This is a genomic window from Nocardia higoensis NBRC 100133 (genome assembly GCF_000308595.1).
Taxonomy (GTDB): domain Bacteria; phylum Actinomycetota; class Actinomycetes; order Mycobacteriales; family Mycobacteriaceae; genus Nocardia; species Nocardia higoensis.
This window is the reverse complement of record NZ_BAGA01000089.1, coordinates 1-21860: the sequence shown is the minus strand read 5'-3', so window position 1 is coordinate 21860 and position 21860 is coordinate 1. Positions and strand designations below refer to the sequence as shown.

22 protein-coding genes are annotated in these 21860 nt (G+C 69.5%); 2 read left to right on the top strand and 20 right to left on the bottom strand.

The window, feature by feature from the left end; translation table 11 throughout:
- The 14 genes from ON26_RS16135 to ON26_RS16065 all read right to left on the bottom strand — a co-directional run.
- The coding region (locus ON26_RS16135) for an MlaD family protein (RefSeq protein WP_040796988.1) at window positions 1–736 on the bottom strand (736 nt) is incomplete at its 3' end.
- The gene (locus ON26_RS16130) at window positions 736–1773 is read right to left on the bottom strand and encodes an MlaD family protein (RefSeq protein ID WP_245545871.1); all 1038 of its coding nucleotides are present in this window, start codon (window positions 1771–1773) and stop codon (window positions 736–738) included. The genes ON26_RS16130 and ON26_RS16135, both read right to left, overlap by 1 nt.
- Window positions 1761–2765: an MlaD family protein gene (locus ON26_RS16125; RefSeq protein WP_040796981.1), complete on the bottom strand. Its 1005-nt coding sequence runs from the start codon at window positions 2763–2765 to the stop codon at window positions 1761–1763. The genes ON26_RS16130 and ON26_RS16125 overlap by 13 nt, the downstream gene beginning before the upstream one ends.
- Window positions 2765–3814, bottom strand: coding sequence for an MlaD family protein (locus tag ON26_RS31670; RefSeq protein WP_157171922.1), 1050 nt, complete (start codon window positions 3812–3814; stop codon window positions 2765–2767). The genes ON26_RS16125 and ON26_RS31670 overlap by 1 nt, the downstream gene beginning before the upstream one ends.
- Window positions 3815–3818: 4 nt before the next feature.
- Window positions 3819–4679: an ABC transporter permease gene (locus ON26_RS16115; RefSeq protein ID WP_040796980.1), complete on the bottom strand. Its 861-nt coding sequence runs from the start codon at window positions 4677–4679 to the stop codon at window positions 3819–3821.
- Window positions 4679–5515 carry an MlaE family ABC transporter permease gene (locus ON26_RS16110; protein WP_245545870.1) on the bottom strand — a complete coding sequence of 279 codons (837 nt, stop codon included), beginning with the start codon at window positions 5513–5515 and terminating at the stop codon, window positions 4679–4681. The genes ON26_RS16115 and ON26_RS16110 overlap by 1 nt, the downstream gene beginning before the upstream one ends.
- A gap of 205 nt (window positions 5516–5720) precedes the next feature.
- Entirely contained in the window at window positions 5721–6554 is an 834-nt protein-coding gene (locus ON26_RS16105; RefSeq protein WP_040796978.1) for an enoyl-CoA hydratase-related protein, read from the bottom strand.
- Between the two features lie 125 nt (window positions 6555–6679).
- The gene (locus ON26_RS16100; RefSeq protein ID WP_040796977.1) at window positions 6680–7003 is read right to left on the bottom strand and encodes a putative quinol monooxygenase; all 324 of its coding nucleotides are present in this window, start codon (window positions 7001–7003) and stop codon (window positions 6680–6682) included.
- 345 nt (window positions 7004–7348) lie between these two features.
- The gene (locus tag ON26_RS16090) at window positions 7349–8536 is read right to left on the bottom strand and encodes a peptide synthetase (RefSeq protein ID WP_040796975.1); all 1188 of its coding nucleotides are present in this window, start codon (window positions 8534–8536) and stop codon (window positions 7349–7351) included.
- 19 nt (window positions 8537–8555) lie between these two features.
- Window positions 8556–9602: an NAD-dependent epimerase/dehydratase family protein gene (locus ON26_RS16085; protein ID WP_051027137.1), complete on the bottom strand. Its 1047-nt coding sequence runs from the start codon at window positions 9600–9602 to the stop codon at window positions 8556–8558.
- On the bottom strand, window positions 9599–9880 hold the full coding sequence (locus ON26_RS34580) for a hypothetical protein (RefSeq protein ID WP_040796973.1): 282 nt from the start codon (window positions 9878–9880) through the stop codon (window positions 9599–9601). The genes ON26_RS16085 and ON26_RS34580 overlap by 4 nt, the downstream gene beginning before the upstream one ends.
- On the bottom strand, window positions 9877–11586 hold the full coding sequence (locus ON26_RS16075; protein ID WP_051027136.1) for a fatty acid CoA ligase family protein: 1710 nt from the start codon (window positions 11584–11586) through the stop codon (window positions 9877–9879). Before ON26_RS16075 ends, ON26_RS34580 begins: the two co-directional genes overlap by 4 nt.
- On the bottom strand, window positions 11583–12497 hold the full coding sequence (locus ON26_RS16070) for a beta-ketoacyl-[acyl-carrier-protein] synthase family protein (protein ID WP_040796972.1): 915 nt from the start codon (window positions 12495–12497) through the stop codon (window positions 11583–11585). The genes ON26_RS16075 and ON26_RS16070 overlap by 4 nt, the downstream gene beginning before the upstream one ends.
- Window positions 12494–13555, bottom strand: coding sequence for a 3-oxoacyl-ACP synthase III family protein (locus ON26_RS16065; RefSeq protein WP_040796971.1), 1062 nt, complete (start codon window positions 13553–13555; stop codon window positions 12494–12496). Before ON26_RS16065 ends, ON26_RS16070 begins: the two co-directional genes overlap by 4 nt.
- 443 nt (window positions 13556–13998) lie before the next feature.
- Here ON26_RS16065 and ON26_RS16060 point away from each other — a divergent pair, with 443 nt between their 5' ends.
- Together ON26_RS16060 and ON26_RS16055 are read left to right on the top strand one after the other, a co-directional pair.
- Entirely contained in the window at window positions 13999–14814 is an 816-nt protein-coding gene (locus tag ON26_RS16060; protein WP_040796970.1) for an alpha/beta fold hydrolase, read from the top strand.
- A 4-nt stretch (window positions 14815–14818) separates the two neighbouring features.
- Window positions 14819–15604, top strand: coding sequence for a MerR family transcriptional regulator (locus ON26_RS16055; protein WP_040796969.1), 786 nt, complete (start codon window positions 14819–14821; stop codon window positions 15602–15604).
- 88 nt (window positions 15605–15692) lie between these two features.
- Here the strand turns inward: ON26_RS16055 and ON26_RS16050 are convergent, their stop codons facing one another.
- From ON26_RS16050 to ON26_RS16025, 6 genes are all read right to left on the bottom strand, one after another.
- Complete coding sequence (locus tag ON26_RS16050; protein ID WP_040796984.1) at window positions 15693–17210, bottom strand: sulfatase family protein; 1518 nt, start codon at window positions 17208–17210, stop codon at window positions 15693–15695.
- A 152-nt stretch (window positions 17211–17362) separates the two neighbouring features.
- Window positions 17363–17704 carry a hypothetical protein gene (locus ON26_RS33430; RefSeq protein WP_157171921.1) on the bottom strand — a complete coding sequence of 114 codons (342 nt, stop codon included), beginning with the start codon at window positions 17702–17704 and terminating at the stop codon, window positions 17363–17365.
- 147 nt (window positions 17705–17851) lie between these two features.
- Window positions 17852–18679, bottom strand: a complete 828-nt coding sequence (locus tag ON26_RS16040) for an SDR family NAD(P)-dependent oxidoreductase (protein WP_040796968.1) — start codon at window positions 18677–18679, stop codon at window positions 17852–17854.
- A 37-nt stretch (window positions 18680–18716) separates the two neighbouring features.
- The gene (locus ON26_RS16035) at window positions 18717–19694 is read right to left on the bottom strand and encodes a PDR/VanB family oxidoreductase (RefSeq protein WP_218000591.1); all 978 of its coding nucleotides are present in this window, start codon (window positions 19692–19694) and stop codon (window positions 18717–18719) included.
- A 30-nt stretch (window positions 19695–19724) separates the two neighbouring features.
- Window positions 19725–20960, bottom strand: coding sequence for a cytochrome P450 (locus tag ON26_RS16030; RefSeq protein ID WP_040796967.1), 1236 nt, complete (start codon window positions 20958–20960; stop codon window positions 19725–19727).
- A gap of 521 nt (window positions 20961–21481) precedes the next feature.
- Window positions 21482–21860 (bottom strand): SDR family NAD(P)-dependent oxidoreductase (locus ON26_RS16025; protein ID WP_040796966.1); only part of this gene is annotated, 379 nt, incomplete at its 5' end.

The following is a 21860-nucleotide window of genomic DNA, read 5'->3' as shown; positions in this document are numbered from 1 at the left end:
CGAGCTGGATGATCGGCGGGAAGGCGATGGTGACGATGTCGTGGAAGGTCTGCGGCAGTCCGCTGACCACCGATTCCGCGGTGCCCCAGCTGGCGCGGGCCCGGTGGGTCAACGCGGCCAGGGCGTCGATGAGGGTGCCGATCCGGTCGATGGCGGCGTGTGGCGCGGCCAGCGCGCGGGCCAGTTCCTCGATGACGGCGTTGATCTGTTCGCCCGTGCCGGAGGTGGCCTGATCGAGGGCGGTCAGGCCGGCGCCGACCGCACCGCGCCCATCCGGATCGTCCGCGCCGTTCACCTGGTCGGCGAGCCCGGCGAGCGCGTCGAAGGTCTGCGAAAGACTCTGTGGCGTCAGTGTCCTGGTGATGCAGTGCGCCGGGTCCCAGCCCGGTCCGTCCGGTTCGGCGCCGACGAGCTCGAGCCTGCGGTCGGCGAGCAGGGTGTCGTTCACGGTCACCGCGCCGACGTCGGTGGGCAGTGCGCGGTCGGCGCGGACGGTGAAGCGCACCCTGGCCGAGCCGCCGATCGACTCGACGCCGGTCACCTCGCCGACCCGCACCCCGAGCACGGTGACAGCGCTGCCCTGATAGAGGCCGATGCTGTCCGGCATGTCGGCGCAGTATCCGCGGGTAGCGGGGGAGGGGCGGGCCAGGCTGAATCCGGCGACCGCCACCAGAGCCAGGGTGAGCAGCATCGCGATGGACATGAACCCACGGGACGCCAGCACGCGAGTCACCATCAGCATCCTCCTCCCGGCACCGGCACGCACAGGCCGGGAAGTCGCACGGTCGCACCGGAATGGTCCACGGCCACACCACCTTCGGCCGACATCAGCGGCAGCAGGCGTTGCCCGAGCGCGTTCAGCGACTCGAACAGCGCGTTCATGCGGTCGCCGAGTTCGGTCAGTTTCGGGATCAGATCCGCGAGCGGCCGAGCGCGTTCGGCCAGTGTCTCGTCCCAGGCCCAGCCCAGCGGCGCGAGGCCGCCCAGGACCGCCGAGACGTCGTAGAGCGCCTGCGCGACCTGCGACTTGTAGGTCTGCACGATCGTCTGCAACGTCCCCAGGTTCCGCACCAGCTGCGCCAGCACCTCGGAGCTGCCGCTCATGGCGGTGAGGTATTCCTCGGCGAGGGCGATCGCGCGGGAGATGTCGGCGTTCTGCCGGTCCAGGATTCCCGCCAGATCCCCGGCCGCGCCGACCGCGGCGCGCACGGCGTCCGGGCTGCCGCCGACCGCCGCGGCCAGGGTGTCGAGGTTGTCCCGAAGCAGCGTGCCGTCGAGTTCGCGCACCGGTTCGATGGCGGCCTGGAAGACCTGGGTCAGGTTGTACGGCAGCGTGACCCGATCCTGCGGAATGATCTGCGACCCCAGCGGTTCGACGCCCGCCGGTTCGAGCGCGAGGTAGTAGCCGCCGACCACGGTCAGCATCCGCACCGCCAGGGCGGTGCGGTCACCGACGAAGACGTCGTCGTCCACGGTGAAGGTCATCCGCACCCGGTCCGCCAGCAGGGATAGGGTCTTCACCGTGCCGACCGGGATGCCCGCGAGCCGGACGTCGTCGCCCTCCCGGATCTGCCCCGCCTGGGCGATATCGGCCGCATAGGTCCGCACGGATTCGGTGCCGCGCAGGTACACCACGCCGATCCCGGCCACCAGCAGCACGGCCAGGCACATGCCCGCGATGCCCCAGCGCAGATCCGAGCCCTGCTCGTCCGGCCCGGAATACGCGCGCGGCCGGCGGCGCAGCGGCAGCGGCAGGCGTGTCAGGAATGGCACAGCACGACCCCCTGTCCGGCGAACACGATTTCCAGCGGCCCCGGTGCGCTCGCCTCGCCGTGCGCGCAGGTCGGCGCTGCCCGGGGGCCGGTGGCGGGCACGACCGCCGCGATCGACTGGATCAACCCGGGCAGCCGGTCGAACACCTCGACCGCGGTCGCGGGTTCGGGAAAGGCTTGTCGCAGCAGGGCATCCAGATCACGGCCCGGCTCGCCGGTGACGCCGAGCGCGGCGAGCATGTTGCGGACCGGCTGGATCACCGGCGGGATGGCGATCGAGAATTCGACCAGTCCGGGCAGCTTGTCGGCGATGGAGGTGAACAGGTTGGTCAGGTTGGTCAGCATCTGCACCGCATTGCCCGACTTGCCGCCGAGCAGTTCGGCGGTGCGGGCCAGATTGCTCACCAGGATCGAGAGCACGGCCTGGCGATCGGAGGCGTACCGGCTCAGCCGCTCGATCGCGTCGAGCGCGGGCCCGATGCCGCTGCCGTCGCCCTGCAAAACGGCCAGGATGCTCTCGGTGAAGTGATTGAGCTCGCCGGGCGAGAGCTGGGCAAGGACCGGCTGTAATCCGTTGAACAGGGCGGTGATGTCGAAGGCGGGCACTGTCTGGGAGGTGTCGAACACCTCGTCCGGCTCCCGCTGCGCGTCCGGCTTCTCCGGTTGCACGATCTCGAGATACCGGAATCCGGTGAGGTTCTGGTATTTGATGGCCACAGTGCTGTTGGTGAAGACGGGCCGCCCGCGTTGCACGGTGAAGCGGGCCCGCGCGAGTACGCCGTCGAGTTCCAGCCCTTCGACCTTGCCGACCTGGACTCCGTACAGGCGCACGTCGTCGCCGACCCGCAGGCCGTTGGCATCGGTGAACAGCGCGGTGTAGGTGACGGTGTGACCCTCGACGGGCCGCTGTACCAGCTGGAACACCCCGGCCAGGGCGATCCCCATGACCGCGACGGCGGTGGCCACGCGCAGGAAGAGCGCTCGCGTCGTCATCAGCGTTCTCCCGGTGCGGTGAGGATCGCCGCCAGGGGCGTCGCGAGGCCGGGGACGGTGTCGAGTTCCACGGCGACGCCGACCGCGGGACCCTGTGGGGTGTCGCGCACCGTACGCCCGAGCCGGTCGAGCACTTCGGTCAGCCGTTCGGCGGCCACCTCCGGATCGCCGACCGCGTCCGGAACCCGGTCGAAGATCGTCGTGGCGATCGGCAGCAATGCCGCGAAGTACTGTTCGGCGGTGGTGAAGGTCCGGGTCACCTCGGGCAGCAGCTGATACTGGATGCCGTCGAACATCTCCCGGAACCGTGCCATGTTCTCCGGCTCGGCGAAGTACTCGTTCCGGTAGGCCGCTTCCAGCAGATCGAGGCCCCCGGTGAGCATGGGCGGCAGGCCCGCGAGTGCGGAACCGTACTGCCTCAACAGGAACGACGGCGGATGCTGCCGGGTCTCCACGTAGGCCCGGGCGGTCGCGCCGATCGCCTGCAGCAGCGGGGTGAAGGCGCCGACATCACGGGAGAGCGTGCTCAGCAGGTCCGCCAGTTGCGGGGTCAGCACCTGATCGGTGAGCAGGCCGGTCGAGGCGAGCAGGGCGGACAGGGTGGCATCGCGGACCCGGCCCGCCGCCGGATCCGTCAGGTCGACGGTGGCGCCGTCGGTCAGTTCGGCGCCGCCCGGTCGCGAATGCAGTTGCAGCGTGGTGATACCGAACAGATTGCCCGGCGCGTAGTCCACGGCGACGGTGTCGGTCAGGCCGAACAACTGGGAGCGGGTCAGCGCGAGTTCGATGCTCTTGCGGCCCGGCTCGGGCGCGGTGATCGATACGACCGATCCGATGCGCACGCCGTCGAGCCGGACGTCGGTCCCGGACTCCACCCCGACGCCCACCCGGGTGGTGAGCAGTTCGACGCGGATCTCGTCCAGCGGCCTGGACTCCGGGTAGGCACGCCAGCCGAGACAGGCCGCCATCGTGGCGAACACCGCGCACACTCCGATGATCCGGGCGCGGCGCGGCCCGACGTCGGCGCCGGAGAGCAGGTAGGCAGGCATCACATCACCCGGTGAAGGTAATGGGGGATTGGAACCCCCACAACAGGATCGTGGCGAACATGTCCAGCGCGATGATCGACACCAGGCTCGCCCGGATGGCGCGGCCGGAGCCGACGCCGACGCCTTCCGGCCCGCCGGTGGCGAAATAGCCCTGGTAGCCGTGGATCAGCACGACGGCGACGGCGAAGATCGTCACCTTGATGGTGGCGGCGAGGACGTCCCAGCTCAGCACGAACTGGTCGAAATAGTGGTCGTAGGTGCCGGTCGGGGTGCCGTGGAAGACGGTGACGACCACCTCGCAGGACAGATAGCTCAGGATCAGCGCGACCACGAAAGCCGGTGCCACAGCGATGATCCCGGCGATCACCCGGGTCGTCACGACGAACGGCACCGAACGGATGCCGAGGGATTCCAGCGCGTCGATCTCCTCGGAGATGCGCATCGAGCCGATCTCGGCGGTCATCCGGCACCCCGCCTGGGCGGCGAAGCCGACGCCCGCCGCGATCGGCGCCAGCTCGCGGGTGATGCCGAAGGCCGAGATGAGCCCGCTGAGCTGGCCCATCGACAGCAGGTTCAGCGCGCTGTAGGCCTCGATACCGATGGAGGCGCCCATCGCCGCGCCGAGCAGCAGCATCAGTGGCACCACCCCGCCGCCGATGACGACCGAGCCGCGCCCCCAGGTCATGTCGGTGATCACCACCATCGTCTGACGCCGGTAGCGACGCAGCGTGTAGGGCACCGACGAGAGCACCTGCCAGCTGAAGCCGAGCGCGAAACCGAGCGCGTCGATCGGTTCCATGACCCGCATCCGGCGTAGCCGGCCGACCCACCGGAATCCGGGCGGGAAGTAGGGGGCAGCGGGCATCAGGCCATCCTGACCGGCAGGAACATCGTGACCACCTGGGTGATCACGGTGTTGAGGACCGCGACGGCCGCCACCGACATCACCACCGCGGCGTTCACGCCGTCGGCGACCCCGCGCGGCCCGCCCTTGGCCTCCAGTCCGCGCTGGCAGGCGACCACCACGACCAGGAACCCGAAGATCATCGCCTTGATCAGCGAGACCCAGATGTCGGCCGTGGTGGTGAAGGAGCCGAACGACGCCCAGTAGCTGCCGGGCGTCACATCCAGCGCTGTCACCGCGACTACGAAACCCGCCGCGATACCGACCACGATGATCAGGATGTTCAGCAGCGGCGCGACCACCATCATGGCCGCGATGCGGGGAACGACCAGGCGCTGGATCGGATCGACGCCCATCACCCGCAGCGCGTCGACCTCCTCCCGGATCGTGCGCGCGCCCAGGTCGGCGGCGATGGCCGCCGCTCCCGCACCGCCGAGCAGCATGGCCGCGGCCATCGGGGCGCCCTGTTTGATGACGCCGAGCCCGCCCGCCGCGCCGATCATCGTGTCGGCGCCGAGTTGGGAGACGATATTGCCGACCTGGGCGGAGAGGATGACGCCGAACGGAATTGCCATGAGCACGGCGGGAATCGCCGTGACGGTGATGAGAAACCATGCCTGCGCGAGCGTTTCGCGTATCTGGAAGCGCAGCCGCAGCGCGTCCACGGTACCGATTCGAATCGCGCTGCCGCCGATCCGCAGGGCACGGCCGAGGGTGGCGATGCCGGTCAGCACCGTATCGGCGAAATTCCGGCGGACTATCGCACCGTTCGCGGACCACGATTCGACCGGCCTCATCGACACCTTCGTCATTGATGAACAACGCTCCAGACCTATGCCTAGACAGCTGTCCGAACGCTACTACATCACCGCGAGGAGCGGCTGCGAATCGATGACTTTTTCGGCCGCGCCCGAATATCGAGAACGGGTGCGGACACAGAGCCGCCCCGGCGACGGCGGTGAGCCGGGCCGGGGCGCAATGCGGTGGTGCTGAATGTGCGGGCTAGGAGGAGGCGTCGAGCCACTTCGCCAGATCGGGAATGTCGCGGCGCGCGACGCCGGTGAAGGCCGGCTTCCGCTTTTCCAGGAACGCGCCGATGCCCTCGGCGATGTCCGCCGAGCGCAGCGCGTGCGGAATCGTCTTCTTGTCGAAGCGGAACGCGGCCTCGGGGCTGCCATCGGCCGTCATGGCGACCAGGCCGCGGCGGATGATCGCGGCCGAGCCCGGCGCGATCTCGGTGGCGATTTCGCGGGCCAGGGCATAGGCCGCGTCGAGCAGCGTCTCCCGCGGGTGCAGGCTGGTGACCAGGCCCGCTGCCAGCGCTTCGTCGGCCTCGATGAGCCGTCCGGTCAGCATCCACTCCTTGGCCTTGGCCAGGCCGACGAGTTGCGGCAGATACCACAGCGATCCGGCTTCGGGCGCCAGGCCGCGCCTGCCGAAGACGAAGCCGAACCGGGCGTCGTCGGCGGCCAGGCGGAAGTCCGCGGCCAATGTCATGGTGATGCCGACGCCGACGGCCGGGCCCTGGAGCGCGGCGATGACCGGCTTGTTGAGATCGGTCATCGGCCGGGCGACCCGGGTGGCCCATTCGACCCAGTCCGGGTGGTCCATGTCCTCTTCGCCGCCACCCGCGCCCAGGTCCATGCCGACGCAGAAGTACTTCCCGGAGGCGGTGAGCACGACCACGCGGACCTGATCGTCGAGATCGGCGGCGGTCAGCGCCGCGCCCAGCTCGTTGGCCATATCGGCGGTGAAGCCGTTGCGTGCCTCGGGGCGGTTCAGCGTAATCGTCGCGATCGCGTCGCTGACGTCATAGGTGATCGTCGTGTAGCTCATCGTGGTTGCCTCTCCGGGTACTCGGTTCGTAGTCGGTGCCGGCCTCGCCGCCGTCCGGCCCCGTCCCGATCCTGCCGTCCTGCCGAACGGGGGATCGGTGCGGGGCTCGGGGCGGCCGGTTGCGGTCAGAGCACGCCGAGTTCCGGGTCGCCCGCGGGAACGGCTTCCAGCGTCTGGATGTCCGGAGCGCCGGCGAGTACGTCGAGCAGGCCCGCGCCGATCTGCTGCATGGGGGCGCTCTGCATGTGCGCGCCCAGCGCCTCCTGAGAAGCCCACTTCTCGACCATCACGAAGACGCCGGGCTCGCCGGTCTTCTTGTGCAGGGCGTAGAGCAGGCAGCCCTCCTCGGCGTGCACGGCCGGCGCCGCGTCGGCGAACACCTTCTCGACTTCGTCCTCGCGGCCGGGTTTGGCGACTATGGTTGCCACGATGACGATCGGTGCGGCCATGGGTATCTCCTTCGATAGCACCGGATTATAACGGTCGATATAAACCGCGAGCGTACAAGCGGTTTCGTACCACCGCAAGGGTCCGGCGCCGAGCGACCCGCTCGCTTTCCGGGAGCGTCCGGGGCCGGACGTCCGGTATTCGGACGCTACCCGGAGACCGCAGCCGGAGTGGTTCGCGGTCCGTGCGGGTGAACGGCGATCCCCAGTTGGCCGCGCCCAGCAGTCGCACCGTCGCCGGGACGAGGAACATGCGCACCAGCGTCGCATCGACGACCAGGGCGATGATCATGCCGAGGCCGCGCATCCGCATCGGGGTGAGCGGGGACAGGGCGAATGATCCGGTGCTCACACCGCGGGCGCTTCGGCGAGTTCGGCGGTGAGCCGCGCCGCCAGCGTGTCCAGCACCGCCTCCAACCGGGGCTCGACACCCGCGCCGTTGCGGCAGGAGACGGTGATCTCGAGTCGCGGCCCGACCGCGAGAATGCCGAACAGCAGCGGCATGGCGCCGCTGTGCTGGGGCAGGATGCGCATGGTCGTCGGTCGCCAGGTGGGTGTCGCGAGCGCGGCCGTGTCCACCGTGCCCATGTGGGAGACGGTGGCCGAGACCATGTTCCGGCCCGCGCGTGCGCCCAGCCAGTTGCTCGCCCGCAGGACCGAACGCACCATCGGCCCGGGAAAGCGCGAGAGTCCGCCGTTGTCCATCTCGTTGAGTTCCCGGTTCACGCTCAGCCCCTCGCGCATCCGGGCGGAGACGGCTTCCCAGCCGGTGCCCGGCGCGACATCCAGGAACAGCGGCAGCGCCAGATTTCCGGTGGACCGCAGGGTCGGATCGTGCCTGCGCAGGTCGACCGGAATCATGAACCGGGAGGTCCCTCGGGTCTGCTCGGCGAGGATCGCGCAGGTCCGCGCCACCACGGCGCGCCCGTTGGCCTCGACCGTGCGATGCCGCAGCAGCCATCGCGGCGCGGCGGGGTCCTGCCTGCCGCGGCCGGTGGCGGCGCGGAAGCGGGGAATCACCAGTGTCGGCTTCCCCGGCACGCCCAGGCGGTCGACGAGTTCGGCGTCGGCGATCGGGTCGGGCGCGCCGACCGGTGGTTCCCCGCGCAGGGCCCGGAAGATGTCGTCGACCCACAGCCGCAGGCCCATGCCGTCCATGACGCCGTGGAACGCACGGAACACCACCGTGAGCGGGTCGCCGGTGAGCAGCAGCACCTCGGTGGTGCGGTCCGGGGTGGGGCCCAGCGGGGTGTTCAGCTCGTCGTCGTGTTCGAGCGCGCTGTAGTCCAGCGTCCGGCCGGGCACTACCCGCACGGTCGCGCCGACTCCGCTGTCGACCCACCGGTCGCCGTCGGCGACCAGCCGAGAACCGGGATTCGCGGCCGAGGCGGCATCGACGGCCCGCTGCAGGACGACCGGATCCAGCGCGCCCTCGCCCGGCACAGCGAGCTGCATGACGAACGGCGGTGTCACCTGCCGGGTGGAGAAGTAGAGCCGTTCGGTGGGGGTGATCGGCCTGTGGAAGTCGGTGCCCATCGTGGTGTCCGTTCGCGGATCAGCGCAGTGATGCGGTGAGGGCGAGTGCGCCGCCCTCGGCTCGCAGCCAGGTGAGGAATTCGTCGATACCGGTGTCGCGGTCCATGATCGGCCGGTAACCCAGATCGCGGGCGGCGGCGCCGGTGTCGTAGGTGGCGGTGCGGCTGAGCAGCGCGACGACATAGCCCGACAGCGGCGGTGACCACCGGGCCGCCACCGGCGGGATGCGCCAGACCGTGTCGAGCACCTGCACCAGCGCGTCGAGCACCACGGGATTCGGGGTGCGTGCGGGCACCGGGTAACCGAGTCGCCGCGCGACCTCGGCGAGGAACCCCCACACGTCGGTGCGCTCGGCGTCGGCCACGAAATAGGCCCGCCCGCCGGGTGCTTCGGGCCGGGCCGCGAGCAGGCAGGCCTCGGCCACATTGTCCACATGGCAGAGCGAGGCGTACACGGTACGGCCGAAGGACAGGTCGGGCAGCGTGCCCGCCTGGGTGCGCGAGAGCATGCGCACGATCGGACCGGAGCGGTCGCCGGCACCCCAGATCGCCCGCGGCCGCAGCGCGACGGTCCGCAGCCGCGGCGAGTCGGCGGCCAGCACGGCGCGCTCGGCGGCGGCCTTGGTCTCGGAGTAGTGGTTCAGGTACCGGCGCGGGTACGGCACCGATTCATCGATGTCGATCTGATCGCCACCGTCGCGGTCCATCAGCGCGCTCGGGCTGGAGACGAACACGAACCGGGACACTCCGTCGCGGCGGGCCGCGGCCAGCAGATGCTCGGTGGCGTGCAGGTTCTCGGCGACGAACTGGGCGCGGGTGCCGCGTTCGTCGACCCGGGCCGCGCTGTGGACGACGATGTCGACGCCGGCGGTGGCGCGCGCCAGCGAGGCGGGATCGGTGAGATCGCCGTAGACCTTGCGCACCGCGTGCGCGGCGTCGTCGAGATCGCTCAGGTCGCTGGTGCGGCGCACCAGCACCGCCACCTCGTGCTCGCCCTCGCGGACCAATCGCCGCACCACGGCGCCGCCGACGAATCCTGATGCGCCGGTGACCAATACCGTGCTCACGCCTGTCCCTTTCGGTTGGTGCGCCACCAGGTCAGCCCGAAGATCTGGGTCAGCAGCGCGGTGCGCAGCGCGGAGTCGCCGCTGCCTCGTGCGGCACGCAGGGCGACCGGGATCTGCGCGGCGTGCACCAGCAAGCTGAGGAAGGCGTCGATCCACCACGCCGCCCGCAGCAGCCGGTTGCGCGGCGCACGTCCGCGCGCCGCCGCGACGGCTCCGGCCGCCAGATACAGCCAGCCGATGATCGGAACAGCGCGCAGCGCCAGAACTTTCGCGCTCATCGTGCCCCACCCAACTGCTTGCCCGCCCACCCGGCCAGCTCCTCGCGGCCGATCTTGGCGTTGTGCCGGATGTCCACGGGGAACCCCGGGTGCGCGAGCACATCGGTGATCGCTTCCGTGAGCGCGAATTCGGCGGCGCGGGCGCGCACGGCGGCCAGCACCGTCCGCGTATCGGCACCGGTGTCGACTTCCACGCACAGCACCGGACGCTGCGCGCCGTGCTCGCCGACGCCGACCAGCGCGGTGCGCGCCACGCCGTCCACGGGCGCGAAGATCTGCTCCACCTGCACGGTGAACAGCTCGCCGTCCGCGGTCCGCACGCGCTGACTCTTGCGGCCGCAGAACCAGATCCGGCCCTGCTCGTCGAGCCGGGCCAGGTCGCCGGTGCGGTGCCAGATCCGGTCGCCGTCGGCGATCTTGCCCAGCGCGTTGGCCTGCTCGGGCCAGTGATAGCGGGCGCTCACATTGGGCCCGGCGACGACGAGTTCGCCGATACCGCCGGTGTCGTCGAGCTCACCGGCACGGCGTTCGGCGTCCGCCCAGGTCGGCAACGGTTCGTCGGTGATCGCGACGACGCGCGCCTCGATCCGGTGCGCCGGTCGCCCGATACAGGTGCCCTCGCCGCGGTGCGCCCGCTCCACCAAACCGTCGAGCAGTTCCCTGGATTCGACGGTGGACATGGGCAGCGCCTCGGTGGAGCCGTACCCGGCGAAGATACGGACGTCCTCGCGCAGTACCTCGCGCAGACCCGTGATGCACCAGTCCGGCACCGGCGCGCCGCCGGAGAACACGCTCTCCAGGGTGGGCAGTTCCTGCGGCTGCGCGCGCAGCGTGCGCAGCAGCGGGATCAGCACGGCGGGGGAGGCGAACATGGTGCGGATGTCGAACCGTCGGATCGCGTCGACCACATGCTCGGGATCGGTGGCGCCCACCTTGCTCGGCACCAGCGGGGGGATGACGCAGCGCGAGCCCAGCAGCAGATCGAGCACGCCGACCAGCGGCAGCGTGATGAGCGAGGCCTCCGGTGCGCGCTCCTCGCGGGCGATGTGCACCTGCTCGACCATCGCGCTGAGATTGCCGTGCGTCATCTCGACGGCTTTGGCCGGACCGGTACTGCCCGTGGTGAAGGCGATGAGCAGCGTGTCGTCGTCGGCCCCGTGCACCCCCGCGGTGCGGGGACGAGCGGGCCTGCGGCCCCAGGACTCGAGCGTCGGCCCGCCCCAGAACCAGCGCTTGCCGACCGTCACCGCGGTACGCACGGTCCGGAAGTTCCTCCGCGCCAGTACCCGCAGCGCGTGCGCCTGCGGCATGCCGATGAACGCCTCTGCCTCCACCGCGCGCAGGCAGCGCAGCATCCGGCGCACGCCCATGCCCGGGTCGATGACCACCGGGACAGCGCCGATCTCCAACAGCCCCAACAGGATCGCGTACAGCTCGGGGCCGGGCAGCACCAGCACGATCGTCCTGGTGCCTGCGCCGACGCCCGCCTCGGTCATCCGCTGGGCGACGGTGGCCGCCCAGGCGTCCAGTTCGCCGTACTCGAGCCGGCGGTACTGCGGCAACCCGTCGGGGCCGAAGCCGTCGGGATAACGCAGCGCCGGGCGATGCGGGTCCTGGCGCACGACCTCACGGAATCGGTCCAGACCTGCCCAGTAGGTCACCGGGGCGGTGCCGCGCTCGGCGCCGAGCGTGTCGACAGCGGTCATGCCGGCACTCCCGCCGCAGCCGGGAGCCGGTACAGCACGGCGGCGGCCGACGGTCCGGCACCCGCGGCGACGAACAGGACCCGGCGGTAGCCGGTGAGCGTGTCGTCGGTGACCGCCCGGTCGAAGGCGGCCGTCAGGGCGGCGGTGTGCGGGTCGCCGTCGGTGAGATCGGGGGCGCGCAGGTGCGTGCGGTCGATGCCGAGCGCGTCCGCCACGCGGCCGCCGAATTCCGGTGTGGGCGTGGAGGTGATGAGCGCGAGTTCGCCCGGCTCGCCGACGCCGGACTCGGCCAGCACGCCCGCGGCCGCCTCCACCGCCCCGGCGAGCAGCCGCTCTTCGAAATCGTCTGCGCGGACGACTGTCATCGCGCCGCGCCCGGTGGTGCCCATCGCGGCGGTGTCGACGTAGCCCTCGACGGCGGGCGTACCCGCGCCCGCCACCGAGCGCACCGTGCCGAACCCGGCCGGTTCGTCGGTGCGGCCGAGCAGCATGGCCGCACCGCAGGTGGCGTAGGGGAAATCGTCGGTCGCGGCATGGCGGGCGAGGGAGGGGTGGGTGTCGCCGGAGACGATCAGCACGTATTCCGCGCTGCCGGTCTCCAGGATCGAGGTCGCCACCCGGACGGCCTCCAGCACCCCGGTGGCGCCGTTCATCAGGTCGAAGGCGAAGGTCCGGGGGTCGTGCGTGGCGTACTCCAGGCCGATCCCGGCTTCCTTCTGGATCAGCGCGGCGACCGCGGGCTCCACGGTGTTGGAGTCGCGGAAGACACCGGTGTTGATCAGCACGCCGACCTGGTCGGCGCGCACACCTGCCCGCTCCAGGCAGAGCCGGGCGGCGCGGCCGCTGTGGGCGACGATGCTCGCGGTGTCGCCGCCGCGGCTGACAGCGGTGGATGTGATGCGCACACTCATGACTCGACCTGGACCTTCAGCGAGGAGATGGTGGTGGACAGGTAACCGGTGACGATGCCGGAGGCCGCGGGGATCATCAGCAGCTTCGAGCCTTCCGGAATCGCCTGGTCCTGCAGCGAGTCGTGCAGCACCAGGAAATGCGATGTGGTGGAGGTGTTGCCGTACTTCTCGATCACCCGCAGGTCCGGGGGCATGGGGCTGCCGAATTCGCGCTCGCAGATGGCGTTCATCCACGGGATCGCGGCGGCGCCGAACTGGTGATGGATGACGTAGTCGAACTGTTCGTCGGCGAAGGTGCGGCCCTGCGCGTCGAGGTAGTTGCGATGGCTGTCGGGACCGAGCCGGAACCGGTCCTCGTTGTGCATCTGCCGGTTGTCGGTGTAGAGGGCGATGCCCTGACTGCGATCGCTGGGCATGCCCAGGCACAGTTGCGCGTATTCCGCGGCGGTGAGCAGATCGACGTAGTGAATGATGTCGCGGTCGTCGACGGCCTCGTCCAGCACCACCGCGCAGGCGGAGTCGCCGACCGACAGCGAGGCGAACTGCAGGTCGTACTTCTCGGAGATCTCCGCGACCGCGGTGTCGGCGATGGGCGTGATCGCCTCGCCGCTGACGACCAGCCCGTTGCGCACCGCGCCCGAACGGATCATCCGGTCGAGAATGTAGGTGCCGGTGAGCATCCCGGCGCAGGCGTTCGAGACGTCGAAGGTGATGGCGCGGGTGGCGCCGAGCTGCCTGGCCAGCGCCCCGGCGAACGACGGCTCCATGTACATGCGGGTGCCGAAGCGGCTACGGGTGATCGACGTGGAGATGACGATGTCGATGTCGGCGGCGTCGTATCGGGAACGCGACAGGCAGTCCTGCGCGGCCTTGGTGGCCAGCGTGAACGAATCCTCGTAGGCGTCCGGGTCCTTGGAGTGCACGCGGCGTTCCTCGACCCCGGTGATCTTCTCCAGATCGAACGACGGGGGCGTGGCCAACCGGGACAGCAACTCCTCAGTGGTGAGGATGTCGGAGGGCAGATACGCGCCGATGGATTCGAAACGGGAATGCGGCATGGGGGCGCTCCAGCGGTGGGACGGGCGACGGCTCCGAGATCTTCACGATCGACGGCGCGACGGACATTACCGGAGAGTAACTACTGTTGCGCTGCGCGATTCGCCTGTGGTGGCGTCGTTCACACGCCGCGCAAGGGTCGCCATGCCGTGAGGTATCACCAACCGGCGACCCTTCCGCTATAGCGGAATCGCATGCCCATCGTCCCGCCGAGGATGCTTGTTCTGGCAGGAACGCGGCTCTCGCGGTTCCCGTTCACGTGCTCGCTCGGCCGCCGACGGCTCGAGTGGCAATTGGGCGGCTAACAGACATACGGGGTGTTCCGCGTCGGCACGGTGGATAGGGGAGTGATGGACTTCACGAGAGTGCGTCGCCGAACCGCGCTGTGGCAGTCCGGAATTCGGGAACTTGACCTTGACCCGAGGTCAAGGTTCACGCTCATCGCATGAGTACTTCGACATCCGGCGATACGGCCCCCGCGATCTGGTCCGGCATGGTGCCGGTGGACGACACCGCGTTGGCGGTCACCGACACCCGCGGACCGGGCCTGCCCATCGTCTATCTGAACGGCTCCTACGCCGACCGGTCGCCCTGGCGACCCCTGATCGCCGAACTGGGTGGCGACTACCGGCACATCACTTTCGACGAGCGCGCTCGCGGCGAGTCGAAGCGATCGGCGGACTATTCCTTCGAAGCGTGTCTGCGCGATATCGACGCGGTCCTCGAGGCCACCGGGGTGGCGCGGCCACTGCTCGTCGGCTGGTCCTACGGCGCGCTGCTCGCGGTGCACTGGGCGGACCGGAATCCCGACCGGGCGGCGGGCGTGGTGTCCGTGGACGGCGCGATGCCCTACGGTCTGACCGGCGAGGACGGGGAGCAACGCATCCGGAAGCTGTTCCACCGCATGCGGTTCCTGTTGCCGCTGGCGCGCCCGATGGGACTGGCCGCCCGGATGAGCGCCGACCAGCACGCCGAGATCAATATCGAGGCCAATCGGCTGCATGCCGCCCTCGCGCCGGTACTCGACCGCGCGAGCTGCCCCGTGCGGTATGTCCTCGCGACGGGGGCCAATCTGGGTGGCGGAGCCGAGGAGATGGAGGCGGTGCGTGCCTCGCTCGATCCGGTGCTCGCCACGAATCCGAACCTGCGGGTCAGCGCGAAGGTTTCGAGCAACCACTCGCACATCCTGCGCAAAGACTTCCGCGCGGTCGCCGGGGCGGTACGCGAACTCGCACCACGACCCGAGCGGAAGGCACTCTAGTTCGATGATCAACGGCGTCACGATCGGGCAGGCGGCGGCATTCGCCGGCATCACCGTCAAAACGGTGCGGCATTACCACAAGCAGGGTCTGGTCGAGGAACCTCCGCGCGACAGCTCCGGCTACCGACGGTACGGATCGACCGATCTCTTCCGGCTCGTGCAGGTCCGGACGCTGGCCGTGGCGGGTGTGCCGCTGGCGGAGATCGGCCCGCTGCTCGACGCCGACGCCGAGCAGTTCGCCGCGGCGCTCGTCGATGTCGAACGGCAGCTCACCGAGCGGATCGAGGAATTGGCGGCCCGCCGCGCCACCCTGCGCCGGCTCGCGCAGGGCGATCGGGCGCTGTTGCCCGATCGCGCGGTGGCGCTGCTGGATCGGATGCTCGATCTCGGGTTCACCCCCGACCACGTGGCCGCTTCCCGGGAGGGGATGGTGCTGGCCAAGGCGCTCGTCCCGGAGGGCTTCGACGACTACCTGGCCAATGTCGAACTCGCCCTGGAGGACACCCGCTTCCTCGCGTTGAACAAGCGTGTCCTGGAAGCCGCCGCCTGGGAACCGGGCGATCCCCGGATCCCCGAGCTCGCCGACGACCTGGCCGACTGCTACCTGGCCAACCCCGCCCTGCTGAAGATCGTGACCGCCTTCCAGGCCCGCACCGAGACCGGTACCCGCTACCGATTGATCCGTGACTACGCCGCGGAGCAGGACTCGGCCACGGCTCGGCTGACGGACCACCTCGAAGCGCGGCTCCGCGTCGCCGGAATCGCCATCCCCGGACCCGAGCCGGACTGACGTGCCCGTGCGGTCCACCGGGTGCGCGCCGTGACAACGATTGCGCGGCGGGGCCCGCCTCCGGCCGGCGCGGACGACGCAGGCGAGTTCAACGACAGGCCGCGCCTGCACAGGTGGCCAGCTCGTTCAGTCGCCGGTCGAGCTGGGCGACCAGATCCGCGTGGGCGGAGACGCCTTCGGGTGTCTTCACCAGATTGGTGAGCTGGTAGGGATCGGCGTGCAGGTCGTAGAGCTCGTATTCGCGCTCGGCGAGCGGACGCTCACGCTCGTACCAGCGCACATAGAGGTACCGCTCGTTCCGGATGCCGACCCAGGACGGCATGTCCAGGATGTACTGCAGCGGAGTGTCCGTGCCGGGGATCTGTTCCTGGGCGATGCCGAACCGGCCGCCGTATCCCGCGCCGCCGTACTCGGCTCCGAAATCGGTGCGCCACGAGGCGGTTTCGCCGCGCAGCACGGGCGTCAGCGAGCGGCCGTCCAGCCGATCCGTCCCGCCGATCCCGGCCCATTCGAGAATGGTGGGGGCGAGGTCGATCGACAGTGCCATGGCGTCGGTGCGTCCGTTCGCGATCCCGGGGCCTGCGATGGCGAGCGGCACCCGCATGGACTCCTCGTAGGGCGCCATCTTCTGCGTGAGGCGGTGCGCACCGAGGCTGTAGCCGTTGTCGGAGGTGAAGATCAGGTAGGTGTTGTCGAGCTCGCCGGTGGCGGCCAACGTTTCCACGATGCCCGCCACCATTTCGTCGAGCGCCTTCAGAGAGCCCAGCCGGTTGGTGTAGTCGGCGTCGTTGGTGGCTTCGATCGTCGCCGCGCGCGGGCCCGCGGTGTCGATCAGCCAGCTCGGCTTGTCCGAGACGTCGGCCTCCTGGTAATTCGGCGAGCGAGGTGCGGCGGTGGGGCGGGTCTCCGCGACATGGCGCGGGGCGGGCGGAATCGGGAAGTGCGGTGCGGTGGACACCGCGTACCAGAAGAACGGCTGCCCGGATCCGGACGACTCGGCGATGAACCGCCGCGACTTCTCCGCGATCACGTCTGTCTGGTAATCCTGCGGCGCCGCACCGTATTTCACCATGCGGCCGTTCTCGTTGAGGGTGTAGTTGTAGCCCGCGTACAGGAAATTGTCGACACCGGCGTTCCAGTCGTCCCACCCGGGCGGGATATGGCCGGGATCGTCTTCGAGACCGTTGAGGTACTTGCCCGCCATCCCGGTCCGGTACCCGCTGTCGTGCAGGGCTTTGACGAAGGTCCGCGATTCGTTGCCGTTGGCGCGGAAGGCCTCGAAGCCACCCACCGGCCCGGCATTGGTCAGCACTCCGGTGTTGTGCCCGTAGTCGCCGGTCAGGATCGACGCGCGGGCCGCGCAGCAGATCGGCAGCGGCGCGAAGCCGTTGGTGAAATCGACACCGCGATCCCTGATCAGCGCGGCCGTGCGCGGCATCGCCTCCCACACCGGGGTCGTCGCCGCGTCCAGATCGTCGGCGAGGATCATCACCACATTGGGACGGCGATCCTCCTGCGCCGCCGCGGCGGACACACACGTCGCCAAGCCCGAGACGGCGACCAGCGAAAGGGTCAACGCTCGACGTACTGCACGCACGGTGAACATCGCGAACACTCCTCCAGGTCTCGCCACGGTCCGGTTCAGGGGGCACGGTCGTCGTCGAGCCTAGAGGTGGGGCGCGGGAAAACGTGGGCGGCAGGCCGAATTCGCGGTCCGCCGGGGCGGCGCGGGCGAATTGCCGAGGACGAGGTGGGGATTCAGCGCGCCGGGCGGAGCTGGCGCGCGATCTGATCCATCGCGTGCGCCAGGGCTTCGGCGAACCGCGCACGGGTCATGCCGAAACGGACGAACAGTTCCTCCTCGGGAGGCCCGCCGAACGGCGACCACGTCTCGGCGAACTCCACGATCTGCCAGGCGTCGGCCTGAAGCGGTTGTCCGGTCGCCAGCGCGCGCTCGCGGGCCTGCCTGACCATACGCCGTCGATGATCCCGCATGACGATGTCGCCGGCCTCGGGCCGGACGATACGTTCTTCCGCGCCCGCGCGGTGGCGATGGGACGCGGTGGTCCGATGAGAAGTGGTCCGATGAGAAGTGGTCACTGTCGTGTCCTGTTCGATAGCGGCGTCGAATTGTCCTCGGCTGCCACGCTTGTAGGGTCCATCAGGTCTGGAACTGCCACCGGCCGGCCACGAACGCGGCACGCCGCCGGCCGGTGGGGTCGCCGTCGAACGAGACGACGGCGGGAGTTACTGGCTCGACGCGGTGGTCATCCCCAGGTTGCGCATGTCCGGGACGAACGGCTGGTGCGCCAGCAGGCCGCCGTCGACCCGGATGACTTCGCCGTTGATGCCGCGCGAGTCGTCGGAGGCCAGGAACAGGTAGGCCTTCGCCAGCTCGGTGGGCCCGTTCAGCGTCGGGTTCATGGTGTGGTTGGTGTAGATGTCCTTGATCTCCTGCGGCAGCGCCTGCGCCGGGGGAGTGGTGGTGGTGCCGGGGCAGATCGCGTTGGCGCGCACGCCCTCCTTGCCGTACTGGGTCGCGGTGTACTTGGTCAGCGCGAGCAGAGCGGCTTTGGTGGCGCCGTAGCCGGTGAGGCTGTTGTCGCCGGCGAAGGCGTGGGTGGAGGCGGTGTTGATGATCGAACCGCCCTTCTCCCGCAGGTAGGGCAGGGTGTGCTTGGTCAGCAGCATCGCCGCGCGCAGGTTGACGGCCAGCACGTTGTCCCAGGTCTCGACGGACATGGTGGCCACGTCACCGTCGTCCATGGGGAAGATGCCGGCATTGTTGACCACGATATCGGGGGAGCCGAAGTACTCGACGGTCCGCTGCACCAACTGCTCGATCTCGCTCTCGTTGCGCAGATCGAGGCCGTAGGCGAGGGCGGTCTTCTCGCCGTGCCGCTCGTTGAGGATCGATGCGAGGCGTTCCGCGCCTTCGATATTGATGTCGGCCACGACCACGCGCGCGCCTTCGGCCGCCAGTTCCGTGGCGGTGGCGCCGCCGATGTTGAGACCGCCCTGCTCGACGAATGTCGCACCGGTGACGATCGCAATCTTGCCTTCTACGCGACCCATTGTTCTCTCCTGTCGAAATATGTATTCGGAAGTCGGTTCACAGATCCAGGACCAGGCGGTCGCCGTGGCACCGGGATACGCAGATGAGGATGTATTCGTTGCTTTCGCGTTCCTCGGGAGTCAGGACCTCGTCGCGGTGGTCCGGCGTTCCTTCGAGGACGGTCTGCTCGCACCTGCCGCACATGCCCTGCTGGCAGGACGACAGCACGTCGACCCCGTTGGCTTCGAGCGTGTGCAGGATCGTCTGCCCCGGCGGCACCGTGATCGTCCGGTCCTGTTTGGCGAGAACGACTTCGAACGCGCGGTCCTCGGCCGCCCGCTCGTCGGCCTTCGGCACGAAACGCTCGGTGTGCAATGTGCCCGCGGGCCGATCGCGGCAGTGTTCCTCGAGCGCCTCGAGAAGCGCGGCGGGGCCACAGCTGTAGATCGCGGTGTCCGAGGGGGTTGCGGCGAGGACGCCGGCCAGATCGATCAGGCCGTCACGATCCTCGGGGTGGAACCGGACGCGATCGCCGTAGCGCCCGAGTTCGTCGCGGAACGCCATGGAGTCCGCTGTGCGTCCGCCGTAGACGAGCCGCCATTCGGCGCCGCGCTCCTGGACCTGCGCGATCATCGGCAGGATCGGGGTGATCCCGATGCCGCCCGCGATGAACAGGTAGCGATCCGACTCGACCAGGGCGAAATTGTCGCGGGGAGCGCCGACCCTGATCTTCGTTCCCGCGCGCAACGAGGTGTGGATGTACTCCGAGCCGCCCCGGCCCTTGCCCGGCGGCTCGCGCAGCACGGCGATCCGCCACGCGTCCGGATCGCGGCGATCGCCGCACAGCGAGTACTGGCGCACCGCGCCCGAGGGAAGGAAGACATCGATGTGGGCGCCGGGGTTCCACTCGGGCAGCGGGGCACCGGTCACCGGGCGCAGCACGATCGCCTTGACTCCGGCTGCGACATCCTCGGTGCTGTCGACGACGACGTCCAAGTCGGTGGCGTCGCCGGTTCTCGATGGTGTCAACGACACAGTCCTTCCATCGGTACGCGAGAGCGAGAATTACGAACGGTCCCAGGTGACGAACAGCTCGTCGACGCCGAGGATCTTGGCCTCGTACTTGACCTTCACCTCGGCCGCGGGCACAGCCAGGCGCAGCGTGGGGATCCGCTGGAGCAGCGTGGTGAACACGACGTCCAGCTCGAGGCGGGCCAGCGGGGCGCCGAGGCAGGTGTGGATGCCGTGGCCGAAGGTCAAGTGCCGGCTGGCATCACGATGGATGTCGAAACGCTCCGGGTCGTCGAAGGCGGCGACGTCCTTGTTGCCCGCCTCGGTGGACAGCATCACCAGATCGCCCTTGGGGATCGTCTGGCCGTCGATCTCGATGTCCTCGGTGGTGGTCCGGGGCAGGTTGCCGATGATGTCGAGGTGGCGCAGCAGTTCCTCGACCGCCTGCGGCATGAGCTCGAGATCGGCGCGCAGTTCGGCCAGCTGGTCGGGATGCTCGAACAGCGAGAACAGGCCGAGGCCGATCATGTTGCCGGTCGTCTCGTGTCCGGCCATGAGCAGCAGGGTCGACATGCCCGCGACGTCGGCGACGGTGACCGCGCCCGAGTCGATGTGCTTGACGAGCAGGCTGATCAGGTCGTCGCCGGGTTCGGCCTGCTTGATGGTCACCAGCTCGGCGAGGTACATCATGACGGCGCCGATCGCCGCGCCGACCTCTTCGGGCGTGCTGCTGGAGGCCAGCACGGCCCTGGTGCGCTCCTGGAAGAAATCGTGCTTGTCGTAGGGGACGCCGAGCAGTTCGCAGATCACCAGGGAGGGCAGCGGTAGGGCCAGCGCGTCGACCAGGTCCACCGGGCCGTCGGCGGCGAGCATGGCGTCGATCAGCTCGTTGGCGATGCGCTCGATGGTCGGGCGCATGGCGGCCATCCGGCGCGGGGTGAATTCCTTGGCGAGGATGCGACGGAGGTCGTCGTGCTCGGGGGGATCCATGGCGACGAAGAAGCCGGGCACGGCCTGATCGCCGTCGTCACCGCGGGTGGAGTCGTCGATGCCACGCACGCTCATGCGCGGATCGGCGAGCACGGAGCGCACGTTGTTGTAGCCGGTGACCAGCCAGCCGGGTGTGCCTTTGAAGTCCACCTTGCGCAGTGCGCTGTCGGAGTAGGACTCGTACTTCTTCGCGAGAGCGAACGGGCATTCCCGGCGGAAGGGGAACGTGGCCAGGTCGCTCGGGGCAGCCGTGCCGACCGCGGGGGTCGCGACCTCTGCTTCGGCGGGTTGCGTTGTCATTACTGCTCCTTCGTTGGGGCGGATGTGCCGTGGCCGTCCGGGCCGGCGCCGCGCGATGACGAACTGAGAGCCTCTGCTGATTCGAGGGGAATCGGGAAGGCTCGCCCATCCGATGGAATGTGACGGAGGGCACAGGCTGTGTTAGCGGTCATATCGTGACACGCCGCGAATCTCTCGTCAATGGGTGGGTGGGAACAAATCTGTTCGATGGGGTGACGCATTCCGGCGCGATGTGCCGAGAGTCCGCAAAGTGCCTGTTGGGCGGCACAATTGACCTCGTTTCCGCGGTCCGGTCAATTCTGGATCCGTCGGTGGAAACAGGCGGTGTGGTGGCGCGGTGAGTAGTGAATGGCGGCGCATTGTTAGTGATCACTTCGGCCGGCCAGCTCCGAGCGGGCTACTCGGCCCCGGGATTCATGCAGGGACCGCCGTCTCGCCGAGAAGTGTCCGAGGCATGACGACGCACCGCCGCGGCGTCCAGGAGGACGCGGCGGCGGTGCGGTCAGCGCCAGGGGCAGGGGTCAGGCGGACGCGCGCTGGAAATGTGCCAGCAGGTCCGGGTACTTCACCAGGTGCGCGCCGCCGTTGATGTCGAGCGTCTCGCCGGTGAGCCACCCGGCACGGGCGATGTAGACGGCGGCGTCGGCGATCTCCTCGGGCGTGCCGGGTCTGCCGAGCGGGGTGTTGGCGATGTAGTCGTGCTCGAGGCCGGGGACGCTCATCGAGGGGCTGGTCAGCGGCGTCATGACGATGCCGGGCGCGATGGCGTTGACCCGGATGCCGCGCGGGGCGAGCTCGAGCGCGGAGACCTGGGTCAGCATGGCCAGACCGGCCTTCGCCGAACAGTAGGCCGCCATCCCGGTTCCCGGCTGCCGTGCGTTGAGCGAGGACAGCGAGATG